Genomic DNA, 18,836 nt, shown 5'->3' on the forward strand with positions numbered 1-18,836 from the left:
TGATGCTGCTGCGCCTGGCCTGGGCGACGCTCACGCGTCATCGCTCGCGCACGCTGCTCGCCGTGCTTGGTGTCGCGGTGTCCGCGGCGATGCTGCTCGACATGGTGATGCTGTCGAGCGGCATGCGCGCATCGTTTAAAGATCTCTTATTGTCGCGTGGCTTTCAGCTTCGTATCGCGCCGAAAGGAACGTTGCCGTTCGATACCGATGCGACGATTCCGGACGCGAGCGACGTCGTGCATGCGTTGCAGGCGATTCCGGGCGTGACGACCGTCAGTCCCGTGCTCGGAGGCCAGGTGCACGCGATCGTCGGCGATCGCACCGTGACCGCCAGCGCGCTCGGGCTCAATGCGGCGGTCCAGGGCGACTACGAGATCCTCGCCGGGCGGATTCCGGACGGGCCGAACGAGATCGTCGCGAACGACGACTTTCTTCGCGCGGCGCACGCGGCGGTTGGTGATACCATCCCCGCCGCCGCCGGGTACGATCCGCAGCTGCGCTCGTACTCGGGCCGGAGGACGTTGCGCATCGTGGCGCGCGCGCGATTCCTCTATCTCGCGGCCGGCCAGCGCGCGGTGGCGTTGCCACTGGCGACGCTGCAGGCCATGCAGGGCACGATTGGTCACGATCGCGTGTCGCTCGTGATGATTCGCGCCGCATCGAACGCGAACGTCGACAGTATCACGCGCCGCATCGAGGCCGCTTTGCCGCGCGTCAGCGTCATTTCCACCGAGAGCGCGCTTCAGCAGGTCGATCAGCGTCTGAGCTACTTTCGCCAGCTCGCGCTCATCCTCGGCGTGGTGAGCCTCGTCGTCGGATTCCTGCTCGTGAGCACGCTCGTGACCGTGTCGGTGAATGAACGGCTCGGAGAGATCGTCGTGATGCGCGCGATCGGTGTCGCGCGGGGGCGCATCGTGCTGCAAATCGTGGTCGAGGGTGTCGCGATCATGACGATTGGCGCGGCGGCGGGATTAGGGCTGGGGCTCGTCACCGCGCGCTACCTCAATTCGATCCTCGCGTCATTTCCGGGACTTCCCGCGGCGATCGACTTCTTTCTCTTCGAACCGCACGACGCGTGGGCGGCGCTCGGCATGCTGGTGGGCGCGGGGATTCTCGCCGGCATCTATCCCTCGTGGCGAGGTGCGTCGCTGCCGATCGCGGTCACACTGCGCGAGGAGGCGATCGGATGAGCGATCCGCTGCTGAGCGCCCGCGAGTTGAAGCGCGACTATCGCATGGGTGAAGAGCTCGTGCACGCGGTGCGCGGCGTGTCGCTCGAGGTGCGGGCGGGCGAGTATGTGGCGTTCGTCGGCCCTTCCGGTTGCGGCAAGTCGACCATGCTCAATCTGCTCGGCGGCATCGACAAGCCGACGTCCGGTTCGGTGTCGATCGACGGCGTGCGCGTCGACGCCATGTCGGATGCGGCGGCGACGCGCTTTCGCCTGATGCACGTCGGCTTGGTCTTTCAGCGTTTCTATCTCATGCCGGCGTTGACCGCGATGGAAAACATCGAGTTGCCGATGGCCGAGGCAAAGGTGTCGCGCGCGGAGCGGCAGAGGCGTGCACGCGAGTTGCTCGCCTACGTGGGATTGCGCGAGCGGCGCGATCATCGCCCCGCGCAGCTCTCGGGTGGCGAACAGCAGCGTGTGGCGATTGCGCGCGCGCTGGCGAATCAGCCGCGGCTGCTGCTCGCCGATGAGCCGACCGGCGAGCTCGATGCGCGTACGGGCGCGGAGATGATCGAGTTGCTCGGCCGGGTGAATGCGGATGGGACGACGATCGTCGTCGTGACGCACGATGAAGATCTCGCGAATGCGGCGAAACGCGTGGTGCACATGCGCGACGGGGTGATCGTCGACGATCGCCAGCGGGCGTCGCCGTGATCCACTTGCTGGCGCTGCGCAATCTCGCGCTCCGGCCCTGGCGATCCGCGTTCCTGCTGTTCGGCTACAGCCTCGGCGTCGGCGTGATGATCGTGCTGCTGTCGATCGGGGAAGCGTTGTTGAATCAGGCGCGCGACGAGAGGCTGGTCGGCGGCGGATCGATCACCGTGTTGCCTGAAGGCATCGACGTCGAGGTGATGAAGACCGGCGGCCTTGGCGGCATGTTCTTCTCGATCGATCACGCGCGCTTCATCTATCGGCAAGTGCTGGCGGCGCCGCGGCAGGCCGCATACGTCACCGCCGTCGCGCCGCAGGTCGAAGCGAAGTTGCTTTATGCGAGAACTGTGAACGGGCGCGAGGTTCCTGTTCTCGCTTCGGGCGAGATTCCGTCTCGCACGTCGATGGTGGGCGCCGCGCCATCATTGGCGGCGGGGCAGTGGGGCGATGACGGATTCGATCGTGCGTGGCGCGACCCAGCTCCCGGCGAGCTGCGCGATGCGATCGATCATTTCCATGTGCCGCCACCTGAAGTGCGCAACGATCCGGCGTGGGCGGAGTGGCACTATTTCAACGTGTTGTCGGCGGATGGGAAGAAGTGGGCGTTCATTTCGTTCATCGTCGGTGGTGCCGTACCGAATGGTGTGTGGGGTGGTCAGGTCTTGGTGACGACACACGAGCAAGGCGGGATATCTCGGCGATACGTCGCGAACGTGCCCAAAAGCGCGGTGAAGTTCTCGACGACGAGCGCGAACGTGGCGATGGGCGCATCGAGTGTCACGGTATTGACGGACGGGCGCTACGCCGTGCGCGCGCATGCGGTGGCCGAGCATGGAACAGATGCGCTCGATGTCGCGCTGGTCGTTTCGCCGGCGGAGAATGTGTATTTCCCGGGCGGTGCGCTCACGGGCGGCGAAGCGCCGTCGGGCTACGTCGTGCCGGGTCTTCGCGCGGAGGCGACGGGATCGATCTGTGTGAATGGGGTCTGTGAGCGCTACGCTCGCGCGCAGAGCTATCACGATCACAACTGGGGCGTCTGGCGCGGGGTGACGTGGGACTGGGGTGCGTCGCGCGCGGGGGCGTACACGTTGTTGTACGGACGCATTCAGGCGTCGGACAGCGCGACCGCGTCGCAACCGTTGTTCGTGTACGTGACGGATTCGCTGGGCTTTCTGTCGTTGTTTCGGCCGCGAACGATTTCGTATGAGGATGGACTCTCGGTGCGCGTTGGCGATGCGACGATTCATGTGCCGTCGCGCGCGACGATGGTCGATGTGCGGGGCGATGACAGTTTACGGATTGACCTGTCGATCGAAGACGCGACGGCGACGGATACGCGGACGCCGAAGGCGGAGCGCGGGGAAGCGTTCGCGGGGCGCGGACTGGAACGGCCCTATTTCATTCAGATGAAAGGGCGGATGAAGATCAGCGGGCGGGTGGCGGGGAAGGTGGTCGCGGGCGAGGGAGCCGGGTTCTTTGAGACGTACCGGTAGAGAGGCTGGTCGCAGCGGGCACATCGAATAAAACGACCACGTCTGACAAAATCTGATCAGATCCGGGTCTGTGATCTGAGAGGCGGGCGCCATGGCCAGCCTCGACGCACTGCAAGATTACAGATCTTGTCAGATGTGGCCAGACGTTGTCGTTGTTATCTTTTTTTAATACTAGTTCTTGCTATGGCCGAGATTCGTCCCGCTCCACCGGGACTCTCGCTTCCTGCTGGCCCTTCGCCCGCCGTGCCGCGTCATCTAGACGCGACCGGCCTCGATTGAACCCCTCCGCCGCATAGCCACGCACCGTCGGCCATGGGCCGTACTTCTCCGCATATGGGCCCCACCCGCGCTCCAGCTCCGGCTCCACTTCCTCGAACTCGCGCGCGGTAAAATTCGGGTTGTGGCTCGCGATCTGGCCCAGATAGTACGCGCCGCGCACGTCGTCGTACGCACGATCCGCCGGACGATCACGCACCGAATCGAAGTGCGAACGGAAGTACTCCTCGTCGTCGTGCGAAAGCGTGCCCGCCGCATCCGCGACCGCTCGGCCGGCCCACCATCCGCCGAGCGCGCCGGCAATGCCGCCGAGCAACGTGCCGATCGGTCCCGCCGCCGAACCAATCCCCGCTCCGACCAACACGCCCGTAATCCCACCGGTCGCCTCGCCCAGCTCCTCGCCAACGCCTGGATCGCCGTTGTCAGCCATTCTCGAATTCCTCGCCGTGTCGTTCTGTGTCGTTCTACCCGATAGGGCGGCAAGAAAGAGACCGCTTGGCTCCAGTCACCATCACCCACCATCGCCGCACTTGACTCGCATCGGCGCCGCGTGCCGATTCCATCCATGCCCGGGATGATTCGCGTTGGCACTCAAGGCTGGAACTACGATGCGTGGGTCGGACCCTTCTACCCACCCGCCACCCGCGCGACCGAATTTCTGGGCGTCTACGCCCGCGCATTCGATACCGTCGAGGTCGACTCGACGTTCTACGCCATTCCCGCGGTCAAGACCGTGCGCGGCTGGGCGCAGCGGACGCCCGATGATTTCACCTTTTCGCTCAAGCTCCCGCAGGAAATCACCCACGAACGCCGCCTCCGCGACGTCGACGAGCTCGCCAACGAATTCTTCGACCGCGCGCGCGAGCTCGGCCCCAAACTCGGTCCGATCCTCATCCAGCTCGGGCCCGATTTCGGACCGGTCGAGCTGCCGGCCATCGCGGCGTTTCTCCCGAAGCTGCCGCGCGACATCCGCTTCGCGATCGAGTTTCGGCAGCGCGGATGGATCCACGACGGCGTGCTCGCCCTGCTCGCCGAGCATAACGTGGCGCTCACGTTGAGCGACGGACGATGGATTCCGCGCAAGCAGATGATGCAGCTCGCGACACGCCCCACCTCCGATTTCACCTACGTGCGGCTCATGGGTGTCGATCAGAGCATCGTCGATTTCTCGCGCATCCAGGTCGATCGCACGCGCGATCTCGAGACGTGGGCCAACGTACTCTGGCCGTACATCGAGCAGCAGCGGATGGCGTACGTCTACGTGAACAATCATTTCGCCGGCCATTCGCCGCAGTCCGGGCGCGACTTGCAGCGGCTTCTCAAGCAGGACGCCGTCGAGCCCGAACAACTCGGCGAACAAATGAGTCTTTTCTAATGGCAACCGAGGTTTTCGTCCCACGCGTCGGGCCGGGCGCCGGTGCCGAGCGGGTCGAACGCGTTGAAGCGCCCGCCACATCGAAGCTCGCCTACGCCGCGGTGTTCGCGGCCGCCTGCGTGATGATCGGCGTCTACTGGGACATCTCGTGGCACATGTCGATTGGGCGCGACACGTTCTGGACGCCGGCGCATCTGCTCATTCAAACAGGCGGCTTGATCGCCGGGCTCGGATCGGGCGTCGTGGCGCTGCACACCACGTTTCGCGGTTCCGAGGCCGAACGCGCTGCCACCGTCAGCTTCTGGGGCTTTCGCGCGCCGCTCGGGGTGTGGATCTGCATCTGGGGCTGCATCGCCATGCTCGCGTCGGCGCCATTCGACAACTGGTGGCACAACGCATACGGCCTCGACGTGAAGATCATCAGCCCGCCGCACGCGGTGCTCGCGATCGGGATTTTCGCCATCGTCACCGGCGCACTGCTGTTGACGCTGGCCGAGCAGAATCGCGCGGCCGAGCGTGATCGAAGGCGGCTGGCGTGGGTGCTGTCGTTGACGGCCGGCTTTTTCCTCATGAACTACGCGCTGTTTCTGACCGAGTACAGCGAACGCCGCATGATGCACAGCGGCTGGTTCTATGCGATGTGCTCGGCCGCATTTCCGTTTGGTCTCGCCGCGATGGGCCGCGCGATCAAGCTGCGCTGGGCGGCGACCGCGGCGGCGGCGTGGTTCACGGCAATCATGGTCGTGCTGATGTGGACGATCGAACTATTTCCCGCAACGCCCAAGCTGGGACCGATCTTCCAGCACGTCACGCACATGGTGACGCTGCCGTTTCCGCTGCTCGTGATCGCGCCGGCCATCTGCTTCGATCTCATCACACAGCGTCTCGACGGCCGCGTCCCGACACTTGCGCTCGCGGCCATTCTCGGCGCGACGTTCGTGAGCGTGTTTCTCGCCGTGCAGTGGCCGTTCGCCTCGTTCCTGATGACGCCGGCGGCGGCGAACCGCCTGATCAACCCACAGAGCTTCGTGTACTGGATGGCGCCGGCGTATGCGGCGCTGACACGTCGATTCGATCCAGCCGCGCCGGGCGCGTGGTCGTTTGGTGCGTACATGCTGCTCGCCTTCTGCCTCGCGACAGCGTCCAGCGCGCTTGGCTTGGGACGCGGCGCATGGATGCGCCGTGTGCAGCGGTGAAGCGGCGCGCGTTCGGCGCGGTGCTGATTCCCGCCCTGTGGCTCGTCGCATCGGCCCACGTGGGAAGTCCCGACGTCGTATACGACGGATCGGCGGGCGCGTACGCGGTGCGTGTAATTGTCCGGCCTCCGAACGTCGTGCCCGGATTAGCCGACGTCGTCGTGCGCGTGAATGCGAGCGATGCGCGCCGCGTGACGATTCAACCGGTGTTCTGGAAGACCGGCGTCAGTGGCGCGCCGATCGGCGACGAAGCTCGCCGTGTCGCGGGTGAGGCGAATCTCTACAGCGGTCAGGTGTGGCTGATGTCGCGCGGCGCGTACAGCGTCTACGTGAATGTCGAGGGCGCCCGCGGTTCCGGCACCGCGGTTGTGCCGGTGAATTCGATCGCGACCGCGCGCCTCGGCATGTCGCCGTTCCTCGGCGGCATTCTCGTCGTGCTCGGCGGCGTGTTGATCGCGGGGCTCATCACGATCGTGCGCGCGGCGGCCGGCGAGGGTGTGTTGCCGCCGGGCCAAGTGGCCGATGCATCGGTGCGGCGCCGCGCGAATCGCTTCGCGCTGATCGCGACGCCGCTCTTCGCCGTTCTCGTATTCGGCGGCGCGAAGTGGTGGAATACAGTCGATGCGGCGTACCGCCGCACGATGTTTCGTCCGCCGGCAGTGGATGTTGCGCTTTCGGCGAATGGCCTGTTGCAGCTGAACGTTCACGACACGGCATCATATCGCGCGCTGTTCGCGCCCGTCGTGCCCGATCACGGCAAGATGATGCACCTGTTCATCGTGAGCGAGCCGGATCATCTCGTGTTCGCACATCTGCATCCGGTGCAGGGGGACTCGCTTCACTTCAGCACGACGCTGCCGCCTCTGCCGGCCGGCCACTACCGGTTGTTCGGCGATCTCACGATCGAAACGGGTGCGTCGTTCACGGTGACGAACACGTTCGACGTCGGCAGCTCGGCTTCGAATGGAGCGCCGGCAGATTCCGACGACGCGTGGCTGGAATCGCGGACGCTAGCGCCGGCCAATCGCGGAGCGATCGCGCGTCTCGGGGGCGGCTCGACGTTGACGTGGCTGACGAACGGTCCGATCGTCGCGCGGCGTCCTCTGGATCTGGCCTTCGAAGTGAAAGATTCGGCCGGCCGAGTAGCCGCGCTGCAGCCGTTTCTCGGCATGGCGGCGCACGCCGTCGTGCTCGCGAGCGATGATTCAGTTTTCATTCATCTACACCCGATGGGTACCGTCACCGCGGCCGCGCAGCAGATATTTCAGGCGCGCGACCGCGGCGACACGACCGCGCGCGGCCGTCTTCGCGCCGACGCAGTGATTTCGCCGGCGATGGACATGAGCTACTCGGGCTCGCTGTCCTTTCCATATGAGTTTCCTAAAGCGGGACGCTATCGCATGTGGGTGCAAGTGAAGCGGCAGAACCGAATTCTCACCGGAGCCTTCGACATCGACGTCCGCGGTAGCTCGAATTGAAAGGCGCGCGCCTCTGGCTGTTCGTGGCGATTGCCGTCGCGGCCGCCGCGGGCTGCATTCGCCTCGGCGTCTGGCAGTTGAGCCGACTGCATCAACGCCGCGCGCGAAACGCACTCGTGATCTCGCGGCTCGATTCAGCCGAAGCCGACGTGACTCAGCTTCCGCATGACACGGCCGAAGCCCGTTTTCGTCGCGCGCGCGTCACCGGCGTCGCGGACTACGCGCACGAGCTCATCTACGCGGCGCGGACGCACAATGGATCGCCAGGCGTGAATCTCCTCACGCCGGTTCGCATTCCCGGGCACGATACCGCCGTGCTGGTCAATCGCGGGTGGATCTACGCGCCGGATGGAGCGTCGGTCGACCAAGTGCGGTGGCGCGACACCGCCACGACGTTCAGCGGCTATGCGGAGGAGATTCCGTCCGTGTCGGGAACCGCGTTCGCCTCGAAGCCGAACGTCATTTCACGGCTGGGATACGCGGCCGTGTCGCACGCGCTCCCCTACCCGGTGTCGCCGGTGTACGTCGTGCTGCTCGGCGACTCGGTGATGCGGGCCGACAAGATGGCGCGCCTCACCGTGCCGCCGCTCGACGAGGGCCCGCACATGAGCTACGCGATCCAATGGTTCGCGTTCGCATGTGTGGCCCTCGGCGGCGCGGGCATCGTGATCACGCAGTCACGACGCGAGCGGCATCACCAGCATCACGGCGGCGCGTTCGACGATAACGACGCGCCAGATTGAGCAGCAGGTCGGCGGAAATCACGACGGCGACGATCACCGCCGGCCGCGGAACGTCGAACGCGAAGCCGAGCACGAGCAGCGCGAGTATCGTGAGCGTCGAGAATGGACAACTCGTCAACAGCCACTCGGCCAGCTGGTCGATCAACGACGTGCGTGTGGTCGAATTCGGACGGCTCGAGGCATGCATAGATCACTCGGGGAAGCGAACGGAAGAATTTCGAAACTGCGGCTGCATCGCCAACGCCGAAGGTTGCGCCTTTGCGCGCGGTTGAGAGAGTGGCCGGAGTCACACCGCGACGGTGATTTCCTCAGTCGTCGTCCCCGCTGTACCTTATGAACGACGGAACATCACGGCGAGCGTGTATGACGAATCCAGCGGCGAGTCCGGTTTCTGAACGTGAAGCGCGCGATGTGGCCGAAGCGGCGCGCGAGAGCGAATGGTCCGGCGAGAGCTTCGTGCGCGAGCTGTTTCTCGGCCGCTTTCGGCTGGATCTGATTCATCCACATCCCGCTGAAGATCCAAGCGAGGAAGCGCGCGCGAAGCCGTTTTTCGACAAGCTCCAGGCATTTCTCGAGCGCGTCGATTCCGACATGATCGACCGCACGGGCGAGATTCCCGAAGAGTACGTGCAGGAGCTGCGCGACATCGGCGCGTTCGGCATCAAGATCCCGACCGAGTACGGCGGTCTTGGGCTTTCGTACTCGAGCTACGTGAAAGCGATGGCGATGGTGACGTCGAAAGACGGCTCGCTCACCGCGCTGCTCTCCGCACACCAGTCGATCGGATTGCCGCAGCCGCTCAAGCTGTTCGGCAGCGACGAGCAGAAAAAAAAGTTCTTCCCTAGACTGGCCAAGGGAGCGATCAGCGCGTTCGCGCTCACGGAAGTCGACGCGGGATCGGATCCGGCGAACATGCACGCCCACGCCGAGCCGAGCGCCGACGGATCGCACTTCATCTTGAATGGCGAAAAGTTGTGGTGCACCAACGGCACGCGCGCCGAGCTGCTGCTCGTCATGGCGCGGACGCCGGACGCCGTCGTCAACGGCAAGCCGCGCAAGCAGATCACGGCATTCATCGTCGAGACGTCGTGGCCCGGCGTGGAAGTCGTGCACCGCTGCCGCTTCATGGGGCTCAAGGCCATCGAGAACGGCGTGATTCACTTCACGAACGTGAAGGTTCCGCGCGAAAACATTCTGTGGGGTGAGGGCAAGGGACTCAAGCTGGCGCTGATCACGCTCAACACCGGCCGGCTCACGCTGCCGGCGAGCGTCGCCGGCGGCGGCAAGGCGATGCTGCTTACCTCGCGCACGTGGGCGCAGGAGCGCGTGCAGTGGGGCGCGCCGATCGGCAAGCACGAAGCGGTGGCGCAGAAAGTCGCCATGATGGCCGCGAACACGTTCGCGATGGAAGCGATCTCCGGCCTCACCGTCGGCCTGGCCGAACATGGGCACTATGACATCAGGCTGGAAGCGGCGATCGCGAAGATGTACAACACCGAGCATGGGTGGCACATCGTCGACGACGCGCTGCAGATTCGCGGCGGCCGCGGTTACGAGACCGCCGACTCGCTGCGCGCGCGCGGCGAGCGTCCAATTCCCATTGAACGCGCAATGCGCGACGCCCGCATCAACCTGATCTTCGAGGGATCGTCGGAGATCATGCGGCTGTTCATCGCGCGCGAAGCGGTCGACCATCACTTCAAGACCGCGTTCGCGCTCGTCGACAAGGAATCATCGAAAGGCGAGAAAGCGGCGGCGTTCGGGCGCGTGATGAAATTCTATCCGACGTGGTATCCGGCGCGGTGGGTCGGCAAGGGACAGGTACCGGGATCATTCGGCGAATTCGGTCCGCTCGCCGGCCACATGCGATTCGCCGAGCGTCACACGAGAAAGCTCGGCCGCGCGATCTTCCATGCGATGGTGCGGCTTGGCCCCAAGCTCGAGCGGCGGCAGCTCGTGCTGTTCCGCGCGGTGGACATCGGCGCCGAGCTGTTCGCGATGAGCGCCGCGTGCGTGCGCGCGCGCAAGCTGGCGAAGGAAGGAAACAAGAACGCGAACGGCCTGGCGGATCTGTTCTGCCGTGCGGCGCGTGTGCGCATCGCGCGCCTATTCGATGATTTCTACGGGCACTACGACGCGGAGATGTATCGCGTGGCGCAGCAGGTCATGCGCGGCGAGCATGCGTGGCTCGAGACGGGGATCATCAGTCCGCTCGAGGATCGCGCCGATGGCGCGAACCTGACGCAGACGCAGGATAACATTCGCGTGGCCGCGGGCCGATAACGCGAGCGGCTCCGAGGCTTCCAGCTTCTTACAGCTCGCGGTACGCTTCCCGCTCGCGCGACCACGGGAACTGCGCGGGGTGCAGTATGTGGGCGAGCAGCTCGACGCCATCGACCAGTCGCGGTCCCGGCCGCGCGAAGTAGGCGTTGGCATCGACGGCGACGATACGCGGCGCATCGATGCCGAGCATTGGAGCTTGTTCGATCGCTCCGGCCAATGAGAATCCACATGGGCCGACGATGATCACATCGGGGGCGGCCGCGGGAATTTCGTCGCGATCGATGCGCACTGAATCGGCGTTCGGTCGTGCGATGAGCGGTACGCCTCCGGCGCGCTCGATCATCTCGGGCACCCAGTGTCCGGCGCAGTAGATCGGCTCGACCCACTCGGCGAAGAACACGGTCGGGTGACTTGTTCCTTTCATGCGTTCGGAGACATGCGCCAGACGTTGTTCCCGTTCCGCCAAGAGCGCCTCCGCGCGCGCTTCCGTTCCCGTCGCCCGTGCGACGGCGCGAAGGTTGTCGGCGACGTCCTCGAACGATCGCGGCGTGAGATACAGAATCTCAGGACGCGGCGACAGCGATGCGAGGAGTCGAGTAACGTCGTTGCCTGACGGCGCGCAGACCTGACATAGGTCCTGTGTGATGATCAGATCGGGCGCGAGCGCGCGCAGCAACGATTCATCGACGACATAGAGGCTCTCGCCACCGTGCAGTCGTTGTCGGACCGCATCGTCGATCGCGGCCGGGCCGAGCGCGGCCAATGCCATCGCCGAATGCACGACAACGGGCCGCTCGCGCGCGATCGCCGGATAGTCGCATTCGTGCGAGACGCCGACGAGCGACTCCTCGAGCCCAAGCGCGCATACGATCTCTGTCGCGGCCGGCAAGAAGGAGACGACTCGCACCTGGGCCCTCAATCGGCCACGAACGCCGTGTAGCCCTCGTCCGCGATCGCGTCCTCGATCGCGTCGACGTTCGTTTTCGCGGGATCGAACTTGAGCTTCGCCGAGCCGACCTGTACGTCGCCGACTCTCACGCCGTCGGTTTTCTCGAGGCGTCCACGCACCGCGCGGACGCAGTGCTCGCACGTCATTCCTTCGATCGTCAGGTTCAGCGCTTCCATCGTGGCCCTCGAGATTGTTCGCCGAGAAAGTTAACGCTTCGGCACGAACGAGCCGAGTTTTCCCGCGACGCTTGGCCGCGCCGCCGCGGTACTCGATGCCGGCTTGTTCGGCGTCGGCGGATGCGGCTTGGAGACGGTCGCCTTCGGTGGCGCCGCGAGAAGCGGTTTCATCACGCGCGGCACCGGTGGCTTCGGCAGTTTGGGAGGCAGCGGCAAGCCGCCGACGGATCGCGCCAGCGTTGGACGTGACTGCGCCGGCGGCTTCGGCCGCGGCGATCCAGGTTTGGCTTTCATCGCAACAGAATGTGCAACGCGACGTTGAAGTAAATGATCAACCCCGTCACGTCCACGAACGTGGCGATGAACGGCGCCGACGCGCTCGCGGGATCGAAGCCCAGGCCTCGGAAAATGAACGGCAGCATCGAGCCGACGAGCGTGCCGAACATCACGACGCCCACGAGCGCGACGGCGACGGTGAGCGCGAGTGGATTATGCACGATGTGCACGACGGGCACGCCGTTGGCGAACGTGATGTCGTAGTTGTGACCAAGCTTGAATCCGAGCACCGTCCAGCCGTGCTCCGCCATGTACTGCCACGCCTCGATGCGCGCGAAGCCGATGATCGCCAGGATCACGCCGAGCGTGAGCCCCGTCGCGATCTCGCGGCTCGCGACACGCCACCAGTCGCGAAGCGACACTTCGCGGAGCGCGAGCGCCCGGATGAGCAGCGACGTGCCCTGCGAGCCCGAGTTGCCGCCTGAGCTCACGATGAGCGGCAAGAACAACGCGAGCACGGTCTGCTCGTCGATCACCTTCTGATATGACGCGAGTGCGGTCGCCGTCAGCATCTCACCAAGGAACAGCGCGCTCAACCACCCCGCGCGCTTCTTGATCATGCGCCAGAAGCCGATCGTCGAATACGGCTCGTCCAGCGCCTCCATACCGCCGAGCTTCTGGACGTCTTCGGTCTGTTCTTCCTGAATCGCGTCGATGATGTCGTCGACGGTGATCACACCCATGATGTGGCCGGACTCGCTCACGACGGGCACCGCGACGAGGTCGTAGTTCGCGATTACGCGCGCGACCTCTTCGCGGTCGGCCTGCGGCGACACACTCACCACTTCCGACCACGCGATGTCGTTGATGCGCGCCCCCGCCGGCGCGGCGAGCAGCTCGCGCAGCGACATCACCCCGACCACGCGATTCTGTGCGTCGGTCGTGTAGATGGCGTGCATGGCCTCCCGGCGTCCGGAGCGCGCGACGGCGCGCACATTCTCGAGCGCCGCTTCCACGGTCATGTCCGCCGACACCGAGACGAACTCGGTGGTCATCAGACCGCCGCCGGTGTCCGGCTCGTACGCGAGCAGCTTCTCGGTTTCCTGCCGCGCTTCGGCCGGAATCTCCGAGAGGATCTCCTCGACGTGCTCCTCGTCGATCTCCTCGAGCGTGTCGGCGCGATCGTCCGGCGTCATGGCCGAGACGAGCTCCGCTGCCTGACGCGGCGTGATGCCTTCGAGGAATTCGGTTCTCAGCTCTTCGTCGAGATACTCCAGCACGTCGGCGGCGCGATCCGGTCCGAGCGCGGCGAGGAACGCCTGCAGCTGTTGGTGCTCCAGCAGCTCGGCGACGTCGGCGAGATCGGCGGGGTGAATCTCCTCCGTCTCCGCGCGGATGTCGGCCGGCGACTCCTCGAGGAGCGCGACGATATCGGGCGCGAGCAATGCCGCGACCGGACGGTCCTCTGGGTTGCGCTGTGCTGGGGCCATGGTGCCGTCCTTTACCGAGATCGTTCCTCGCGTCGGCGCTACGCACCTCCGCTTGGAATTCCGCCAGGACGGTTGAACCGTGGGCGGATTCGCGGCGGCAAGTTAGGCACGACGAGCGCGGCGGCACAACCCTGAATCGCGACGAATCTGCGCTAAGTGATACAAATCTCGTGGCGCATCGTGAGCCGGCGCATCGTGAGCCGCGGTGTCATCCTGAGCGAAGCGAAGGATCTCTCTCCTCGGCGACGCAGGGTCCTTCGCTCGCTGCGCTCGCTCAGGATGACAAGGACGGCGTTTGACGTTAGCCTCATGACGTGTCTTCCTCCGTCACGTCTTCGCTCGACGCCGCGCTCGACGCCGAGTTGGAATCGCTGCGACAGGCCGGCCTCGAGCGATCGCTTCGAGTCGTTCGTCGGACGCTCGGCGCCGACGTCGAAGTCGACGGTGCGCCCGCGATCGACTTCTCATCGAACGATTACCTCGGCCTTTCGACCGATGCTCGGCTCGCTGCCGCGGGCGCCGAGGCGGCGCAGGAATACGGAAGCGGCGCTGGCGCATCGCGGCTCATTTCCGGAAACAGTCCGGCCCACGAGGCGCTGGAGCGCGACCTGGCCGAGTTCTTCGGCACCGGGGCGACGTTGTCGTTCGCGACCGGGTACGCCGCGAACGTCGGCACGATCGGCGCCCTCGTTGGCCGCGGCGACGCGATCTTCTCCGACCAGCTCAATCACGCGTCGCTGATCGACGGATGCCGGCTCAGTCGCGCTGCCGTCCACGTCTATCCGCACGCTGACATGGACGCACTGCGCGGGCTGCTCGCTCGAGCGCGCGCGAGCACGCGGCGCGCCGTCATCGTGACCGACGGGCTCTTCTCGATGGACGGCGACCTCGCGCCCCTGCCCGAGATCGTCGCGCTCGCGCGTGCTTTCGACGCCTGGGTCTACGTCGACGACGCGCATGCGACCGGCGTCCTCGGTTCGCATGGACGCGGGTCACCGGAGCACTGCGGCGTCGAGGGCGACATCGACGTGCTCGTTGGCACGCTGGGCAAAGCGTTCGGCGGCGCGGGTGCGTACGTCGCGGGAAGCGAGACACTTCGGCGCCTGCTGATCAATCGCGCGCGCAGCTTCGTGTTTTCCACCGGACCGCTGCCGGCGCAGGCTGCGATAGCGCGCGCCGCGATCGGCATCGTCCGCGCCGAGCCGGATCGTCGAGCGCGTGTCGCGCGAAACGCCGATGCGATGCGTGCGGCGCTCACCGAGCGACGCATTCCGGGCGTCGCGCCGACGGGAACGCACATCATTCCGATTCACATCGGCCATGCCGCCGCGACAGCTCGTATCGGGAATGAGCTCGCGCGGCGCGGCGTACTGGTCGGCGCCGTTCGGCCGCCAACGGTTCCCGACGGAACGTCGCGGCTCCGCATATCGCTGAGCGCCGCGCACACGGACGATCAGATCGGGCGACTGGCGGATACACTCGCCGACGTGATTCACGAATGAAGCACACGCCTTTCGATGTGAGCGCCGCGGATGCGCGGCACGTTTGGCATCCGTACACGCAGCACGGGTTGCGCGAGCCGGCGGACGTCATCGTGCGCGCCGAGGGCGCCTATCTCTACGACGCGTCGGGCCGCGCGATCTTCGACGCCATCTCGTCGTGGTGGGTGACGCTGCACGGCCACGCGCAGCCGGAGATCGCCGACGCGATCGCGCGCCAGGCTCGCGAGCTGGAGCAAGTCATCTTCGCGGGTTTCACCCACGAACCGGCGGCGCGCCTGGCCGAGTCGCTGGTGAAGCGCGTGCCGTCCGGTCTCGAGCGCGTCTTTTTCTCCGACGACGGGTCCACCGCGGTCGAGGTCGCGGTGAAGATGGCGCTGCAGTACTGGCAGAATCGCGGTGAGAAGCGCCGCGTCATCGTGGCTTTAGAGAATGCGTATCACGGCGACACGTTCGGCGCGATGAGCGTCAGCGCGCGCGGCCTGTTCACCGACCCGTTCGCCGAGGAGCTGTTCGAGGTCGTGCATCTGCCCGATCCGTCGGAGGAAGACGTCGTCTCGGCATTCGAGCACGTCGTGGCGGTGCGCGAGGGGCAGGTGGCGGCGCTCATCGTCGAACCGATGGTGCAGGGCGCCGGCGGCATGCGTCTGTGGCCGGCCGAATCGCTGGCGGCGCTGCGCGAGATCGCGAAGCGTGACGGCGCGTTGTTCATCGCCGACGAGGTGATGACGGGCTTTGGCCGCACCGGCCCACTGTTCGCGTGCGAGCATGCGCGCGTAAGTCCCGATCTGATGTGCGTCTCCAAGGGCATCACCGGCGGCTTTCTTCCGCTCGGAGCCACGTTCGCGACGGACGAGATCTTCAAGGCGTTCCAATCGACGGATCGTAAGAGAACACTATTTCACGGACACTCATACACGGCCAACCCCATCGCGTGCGCGGCGGGGCTGGCGTCGCTCGCGTTGCTCGACGAGGCGTGTGGGTCACGCCGGCGCGCCATCGAGGCGGGCCATCGCGCGGCGGTGGGGCGTTTCGCCGGCATTCGTACCGTCACCAACGTCCGCGTCCTCGGGACGATCTTCGCGCTGGATCTCGTCGCGCCGGACACCGGGTATCTGAGTGGTATCGGTCCGCGCTTGCGCGCGTTCGCTCTCGAGCGCGGCGTGCTCCTCCGCCCACTCGGCGACACCGTGTACGTCCTGCCGCCCTATTGCTCCACGGCCGACGATCTCGGAAAGGCGTACGACGTCATCGCCGAATTCGCGGAGGGACTGTGATTCGACTCGGCATCACCGGAACGGACACTGGCGTCGGCAAAACCATGGTCGGTTGCGCGATCGCCGCCGGCCTGCGCAGGCGCGGGCTTCGCGTTGCGGCGATGAAACCGGTCGAGACCGGCGTCGCGTTCGATGATGAATCGCGCGACGGCATGCGGCTGGCGAAAGCCGCGGGCGCGGTGCTGCCGCTGTCGATCGTTGCACCGCTCGTTTTCGCCGATCCAATCGCGCCGCTCGCGGCCGCGCGTCGCTCGCGGTCGTCGGTCGATCTCAACGTGCTCGATCACACGATTCGCACCGCGGTCGCCGAATGCGACGCGCTGCTCGTCGAAGGCGCGGGTGGCTTGCTCGTTCCGATCGCCGACCGCTTGTCATTCGACGGGTTGTTCGCGCGCTGGAATCTCGACGTGCTGGTCGTCGCGGCGAATCGCCTGGGCGTGATCAACCACACCCGGCTCACGATCGCCGCGGCTCGTGCGGCGGGGCTGGTCGTGCGCGCCGTCGCGTTGAACAACGTCAAGCCGTCGAGCGACACGTCGGCGCGCGAGAACGGCCTGCTGATCGCCGAGCTCGAGGATGTTCCCGTCGTCGAGCTTCCGTGGCTCGCCGACACCGACGAACTTGATTCGATATCCGACCTCCTCCTTCCTCATGTCATTTCAGAATTGGAACTCGCTGGCGGACAAGGCGCTCGCCGGTGAGCTGATCTCGCGCGACGAAGCGCTTGCGGTGCTCAGCGCTCCGGACGACGCGATGCTCGACCAGCTTGCCGCGGCCTATCGCGTGCGCCGGCATCACTTCGGCAATCGCGTGCGCCTGCACTTTTTATTGAATGCGCAGAGCGGGCTGTGTCCCGAGGACTGTCACTACTGCTCGCAGTCCGCGGTGTCGGCGGCGGAGATCGAGAAGTATCCCTTCCTGGCGCGCGAAAAGATTCTCGCGGCGGCCGATCGCGCGGCGAAGCTCAACGTCGGCACGTTCTGCATGGTGATCTCGGGCCGCGCGCCCGGGGGCCGGGTGTTCGACAAGGTGCTCGACGCGGTGCGCGAGGTGAAGGCGCGACACGACATGCACGTGTGCGCATGTCTTGGATTGCTCACCGAAGATCACGTCCGACGGCTCGAGGAGGCCGGCGTCGATCAGGTGAATCACAACCTGAACAGCTCCGAGCGATTCACCGACGAGATCGTGACGACGCACACGTTCGGCGACCGCGTCGCGACGGTGAACAACGTCGCGCAGTCACGGATGAAGACCTGCTCGGGCGGTATCATCGGCATGGGCGAGAGTCGCGACGACGTGATCGACCTCGCGCTCTCGTTGCGCGAGCTCGGGGTGCGCAGCGTGCCGGTGAATTTCCTCATTCCAATTCCTGGAACGCCGTTCGAGACGTTGCGCGCGCTCGATCCGCGCTACTGCCTCCGCGTGCTGTGCTTGTATCGCTTCATCCTGCCGTCGCAGGAGATTCGAATCGCCGGCGGGCGCGAAGTGCATTTGCGGTCCATGCAGCCGCTCGGCCTCTACGCGGCGAACTCGATTTTCATCGGCGACTATCTCACGACGCCGGGCCAGGCCGCACGCGCCGACTACGAGATGATTCGCGATGCCGGTTTCGTGCTCGAGTCGCCGGATGGAGCAGCGCTCGACGCCGCACGGCTGGACGAGCTGTTGACGGCGGCGGACGTGCTGGTCGAGAGCGATCAGCTATCCAACGCCAACTCGATCAATTCGATCGTCTCACGCTGAAACCTCAGCAGCTCCGCCGCCAGCGGCTGGTCCTCCGGCGCGTAGCCGGGAAGCATTCGCTCGTCGAAGCTCAGTTGCATCCTCTCACTCGCGAGAATGGCGCGCGCGCGATCCGCATCGCTCAACGATCGGGGCGTGGCCAGCAAGTCCCTGTTCGCCTGACCGGCAGCTCGCCGCGCGTCGTCAATCCATCGCTGTTGTTTGGGCGTCAGATGCGCCGCGCGCCCTTCTCGCACTTGACGGTGATGGAGAATGCTTTCGGCAAACCGAGCGTACATCTTCTCGAATGTCGTCCTGCGCCGCGCAAGGAGCGTGAACAGGCGAGCGAGCTTCGGGTCACTGGCCTGCTTCGCGAAGACTCGTAACGGGTCAGGCGTCCGCGGCATGATTGAAATAGTCCAATGAGTTCCGCGGTCCGCCGGTCGCCGGCGGCCCCGGTCCCTAAACGACGGGGAGTACCCGTCGATCGGTCTTGCCGGCGACCACCGTGTAACCCGCCACCGCCACCGCCTCGCGCAACTGATCGACCGTCACCCGTCCGTCATGCTCCACCTCGATCGCGCCGATCGACACGTCCGCCCGCGAGATGCCTTCCAGCGCGGTGAGCGCGGTAAATACCGCGCGCACGCAATGCTGGCAGCTCATTCCCTCGACGCGCGCTCGCGTGATCATGCGTGAAAGATAGCGAACTGATAACGAC

The 18,836-nt window shown here is 65.7% G+C and carries 20 protein-coding genes; 13 read left to right on the top strand and 7 right to left on the bottom strand.

What is annotated here, in order from left to right:
- The first annotated feature begins 2 nt into the window (after positions 1-2).
- From VN706_23815 to VN706_23825, 3 genes are read left to right on the top strand one after another with little or no spacing between them, the layout of a single operon-like run.
- Positions 3-1,190, top strand: a complete 1,188-nt coding sequence (locus tag VN706_23815) for an FtsX-like permease family protein (protein ID HXT18675.1) — start codon at positions 3-5, stop codon at positions 1,188-1,190.
- On the top strand, positions 1,187-1,882 hold the full coding sequence (locus VN706_23820) for an ABC transporter ATP-binding protein (protein ID HXT18676.1): 696 nt from the start codon (positions 1,187-1,189) through the stop codon (positions 1,880-1,882). The genes VN706_23815 and VN706_23820 overlap by 4 nt, the downstream gene beginning before the upstream one ends.
- Positions 1,879-3,372, top strand: a complete 1,494-nt coding sequence (locus tag VN706_23825) for a hypothetical protein (protein HXT18677.1) — start codon at positions 1,879-1,881, stop codon at positions 3,370-3,372. Before VN706_23820 ends, VN706_23825 begins: the two co-directional genes overlap by 4 nt.
- A 181-nt stretch (positions 3,373-3,553) precedes the next feature.
- On the opposite strand, the gene VN706_23830 is transcribed toward VN706_23825, so the two are convergent.
- Positions 3,554-4,078: a hypothetical protein gene (locus VN706_23830; protein HXT18678.1), complete on the bottom strand. Its 525-nt coding sequence runs from the start codon at positions 4,076-4,078 to the stop codon at positions 3,554-3,556.
- Between the two features lie 135 nt (positions 4,079-4,213).
- Here VN706_23830 and VN706_23835 point away from each other — a divergent pair, with 135 nt between their 5' ends.
- The 6 genes from VN706_23835 to VN706_23860 all read left to right on the top strand — a co-directional run bounded on the left by VN706_23835 (position 4,214) and on the right by VN706_23860 (position 10,723).
- A complete protein-coding gene (locus tag VN706_23835; protein HXT18679.1) occupies positions 4,214-5,023 on the top strand; it encodes a DUF72 domain-containing protein in 810 nt (269 codons plus the stop codon).
- A complete protein-coding gene (locus VN706_23840) occupies positions 5,023-6,219 on the top strand; it encodes a hypothetical protein (GenBank protein HXT18680.1) in 1,197 nt (398 codons plus the stop codon). The genes VN706_23835 and VN706_23840 overlap by 1 nt, the downstream gene beginning before the upstream one ends.
- A complete protein-coding gene (locus tag VN706_23845) occupies positions 6,195-7,697 on the top strand; it encodes a hypothetical protein (GenBank protein HXT18681.1) in 1,503 nt (500 codons plus the stop codon). Before VN706_23840 ends, VN706_23845 begins: the two co-directional genes overlap by 25 nt.
- A complete protein-coding gene (locus tag VN706_23850; protein ID HXT18682.1) occupies positions 7,694-8,440 on the top strand; it encodes an SURF1 family protein in 747 nt (248 codons plus the stop codon). Before VN706_23845 ends, VN706_23850 begins: the two co-directional genes overlap by 4 nt.
- Positions 8,437-8,712 (top strand): hypothetical protein, encoded by a 276-nt coding sequence (locus VN706_23855; protein ID HXT18683.1) that lies wholly within the window; start codon positions 8,437-8,439, stop codon positions 8,710-8,712. The genes VN706_23850 and VN706_23855 overlap by 4 nt, the downstream gene beginning before the upstream one ends.
- Positions 8,713-8,803: 91 nt before the next feature.
- On the top strand, positions 8,804-10,723 hold the full coding sequence (locus VN706_23860) for an acyl-CoA dehydrogenase family protein (GenBank protein ID HXT18684.1): 1,920 nt from the start codon (positions 8,804-8,806) through the stop codon (positions 10,721-10,723).
- Positions 10,724-10,751: 28 nt separating this feature from the next.
- On the opposite strand, the gene VN706_23865 is transcribed toward VN706_23860, so the two are convergent.
- The 4 genes from VN706_23865 to mgtE are packed head-to-tail and all read right to left on the bottom strand — an operon-like array spanning position 10,752 to position 13,614.
- Positions 10,752-11,630: a cobalamin-binding protein gene (locus tag VN706_23865; GenBank protein ID HXT18685.1), complete on the bottom strand. Its 879-nt coding sequence runs from the start codon at positions 11,628-11,630 to the stop codon at positions 10,752-10,754.
- A gap of 8 nt (positions 11,631-11,638) precedes the next feature.
- Entirely contained in the window at positions 11,639-11,848 is a 210-nt protein-coding gene (locus tag VN706_23870; protein ID HXT18686.1) for a cation transporter, read from the bottom strand.
- Positions 11,849-11,878: 30 nt separating this feature from the next.
- Positions 11,879-12,142 (bottom strand): hypothetical protein, encoded by a 264-nt coding sequence (locus VN706_23875; protein ID HXT18687.1) that lies wholly within the window; start codon positions 12,140-12,142, stop codon positions 11,879-11,881.
- Positions 12,139-13,614, bottom strand: a complete 1,476-nt coding sequence (gene mgtE / locus VN706_23880; GenBank protein ID HXT18688.1) for a magnesium transporter — start codon at positions 13,612-13,614, stop codon at positions 12,139-12,141. Before mgtE ends, VN706_23875 begins: the two co-directional genes overlap by 4 nt.
- Before the next feature lie 314 nt (positions 13,615-13,928).
- Here mgtE and bioF point away from each other — a divergent pair, with 314 nt between their 5' ends.
- Genes bioF through bioB form a run of 4 tightly spaced genes read left to right on the top strand, consistent with a single transcriptional unit; the run spans position 13,929 to position 18,136 of the window.
- Entirely contained in the window at positions 13,929-15,116 is a 1,188-nt protein-coding gene (gene bioF, locus VN706_23885; protein ID HXT18689.1) for an 8-amino-7-oxononanoate synthase, read from the top strand.
- Positions 15,113-16,390: an adenosylmethionine--8-amino-7-oxononanoate transaminase gene (locus tag VN706_23890; GenBank protein HXT18690.1), complete on the top strand. Its 1,278-nt coding sequence runs from the start codon at positions 15,113-15,115 to the stop codon at positions 16,388-16,390. Before bioF ends, VN706_23890 begins: the two co-directional genes overlap by 4 nt.
- The gene (gene bioD / locus VN706_23895; protein HXT18691.1) at positions 16,387-17,091 is read left to right on the top strand and encodes a dethiobiotin synthase; all 705 of its coding nucleotides are present in this window, start codon (positions 16,387-16,389) and stop codon (positions 17,089-17,091) included. Before VN706_23890 ends, bioD begins: the two co-directional genes overlap by 4 nt.
- Positions 17,042-18,136 (top strand): biotin synthase BioB, encoded by a 1,095-nt coding sequence (gene bioB / locus VN706_23900; protein ID HXT18692.1) that lies wholly within the window; start codon positions 17,042-17,044, stop codon positions 18,134-18,136. The genes bioD and bioB overlap by 50 nt, the downstream gene beginning before the upstream one ends.
- Here the strand turns inward: bioB and VN706_23905 are convergent.
- Both VN706_23905 and VN706_23910 read right to left on the bottom strand, forming a co-directional pair.
- Entirely contained in the window at positions 18,091-18,522 is a 432-nt protein-coding gene (locus tag VN706_23905) for a hypothetical protein (protein HXT18693.1), read from the bottom strand. The two genes, bioB and VN706_23905, sit on opposite strands and share 46 nt — an antisense overlap.
- A gap of 55 nt (positions 18,523-18,577) precedes the next feature.
- A complete protein-coding gene (locus tag VN706_23910; protein ID HXT18694.1) occupies positions 18,578-18,808 on the bottom strand; it encodes a cation transporter in 231 nt (76 codons plus the stop codon).
- Between the last annotated feature and the right edge of the window lie 28 nt (positions 18,809-18,836).

It is taken from the genome of Gemmatimonadaceae bacterium, from assembly GCA_035606695.1.
GTDB lineage: Bacteria > Gemmatimonadota > Gemmatimonadetes > Gemmatimonadales > Gemmatimonadaceae > JAQBQB01.

Bases quoted from the DNA above. Each gene is read 5' to 3' on its own strand.
- VN706_23835 (HXT18679.1), top strand. From the start codon at position 4,214: ATGCCCGGGATGATTCGCGTTGGCACTCAAGGCTGGAACTACGATGCG.
- VN706_23910 (HXT18694.1), bottom strand. From the start codon at position 18,808: ATGATCACGCGAGCGCGCGTCGAGGGAATGAGCTGCCAGCATTGCGTG.
- mgtE (HXT18688.1), bottom strand. From the start codon at position 13,614: ATGGCCCCAGCACAGCGCAACCCAGAGGACCGTCCGGTCGCGGCATTG.
- VN706_23875 (HXT18687.1), bottom strand. From the start codon at position 12,142: ATGAAAGCCAAACCTGGATCGCCGCGGCCGAAGCCGCCGGCGCAGTCA.
- VN706_23815 (HXT18675.1), top strand. From the start codon at position 3: ATGCTGCTGCGCCTGGCCTGGGCGACGCTCACGCGTCATCGCTCGCGC.
- VN706_23840 (HXT18680.1), top strand. From the start codon at position 5,023: ATGGCAACCGAGGTTTTCGTCCCACGCGTCGGGCCGGGCGCCGGTGCC.
- bioB (HXT18692.1), top strand. From the start codon at position 17,042: ATGTCATTTCAGAATTGGAACTCGCTGGCGGACAAGGCGCTCGCCGGT.
- VN706_23845 (HXT18681.1), top strand. From the start codon at position 6,195: ATGGATGCGCCGTGTGCAGCGGTGAAGCGGCGCGCGTTCGGCGCGGTG.
- VN706_23905 (HXT18693.1), bottom strand. From the start codon at position 18,522: ATGCCGCGGACGCCTGACCCGTTACGAGTCTTCGCGAAGCAGGCCAGT.
- VN706_23860 (HXT18684.1), top strand. From the start codon at position 8,804: ATGACGAATCCAGCGGCGAGTCCGGTTTCTGAACGTGAAGCGCGCGAT.
- VN706_23890 (HXT18690.1), top strand. From the start codon at position 15,113: ATGAAGCACACGCCTTTCGATGTGAGCGCCGCGGATGCGCGGCACGTT.
- VN706_23870 (HXT18686.1), bottom strand. From the start codon at position 11,848: ATGGAAGCGCTGAACCTGACGATCGAAGGAATGACGTGCGAGCACTGC.
- VN706_23830 (HXT18678.1), bottom strand. From the start codon at position 4,078: ATGGCTGACAACGGCGATCCAGGCGTTGGCGAGGAGCTGGGCGAGGCG.
- VN706_23820 (HXT18676.1), top strand. From the start codon at position 1,187: ATGAGCGATCCGCTGCTGAGCGCCCGCGAGTTGAAGCGCGACTATCGC.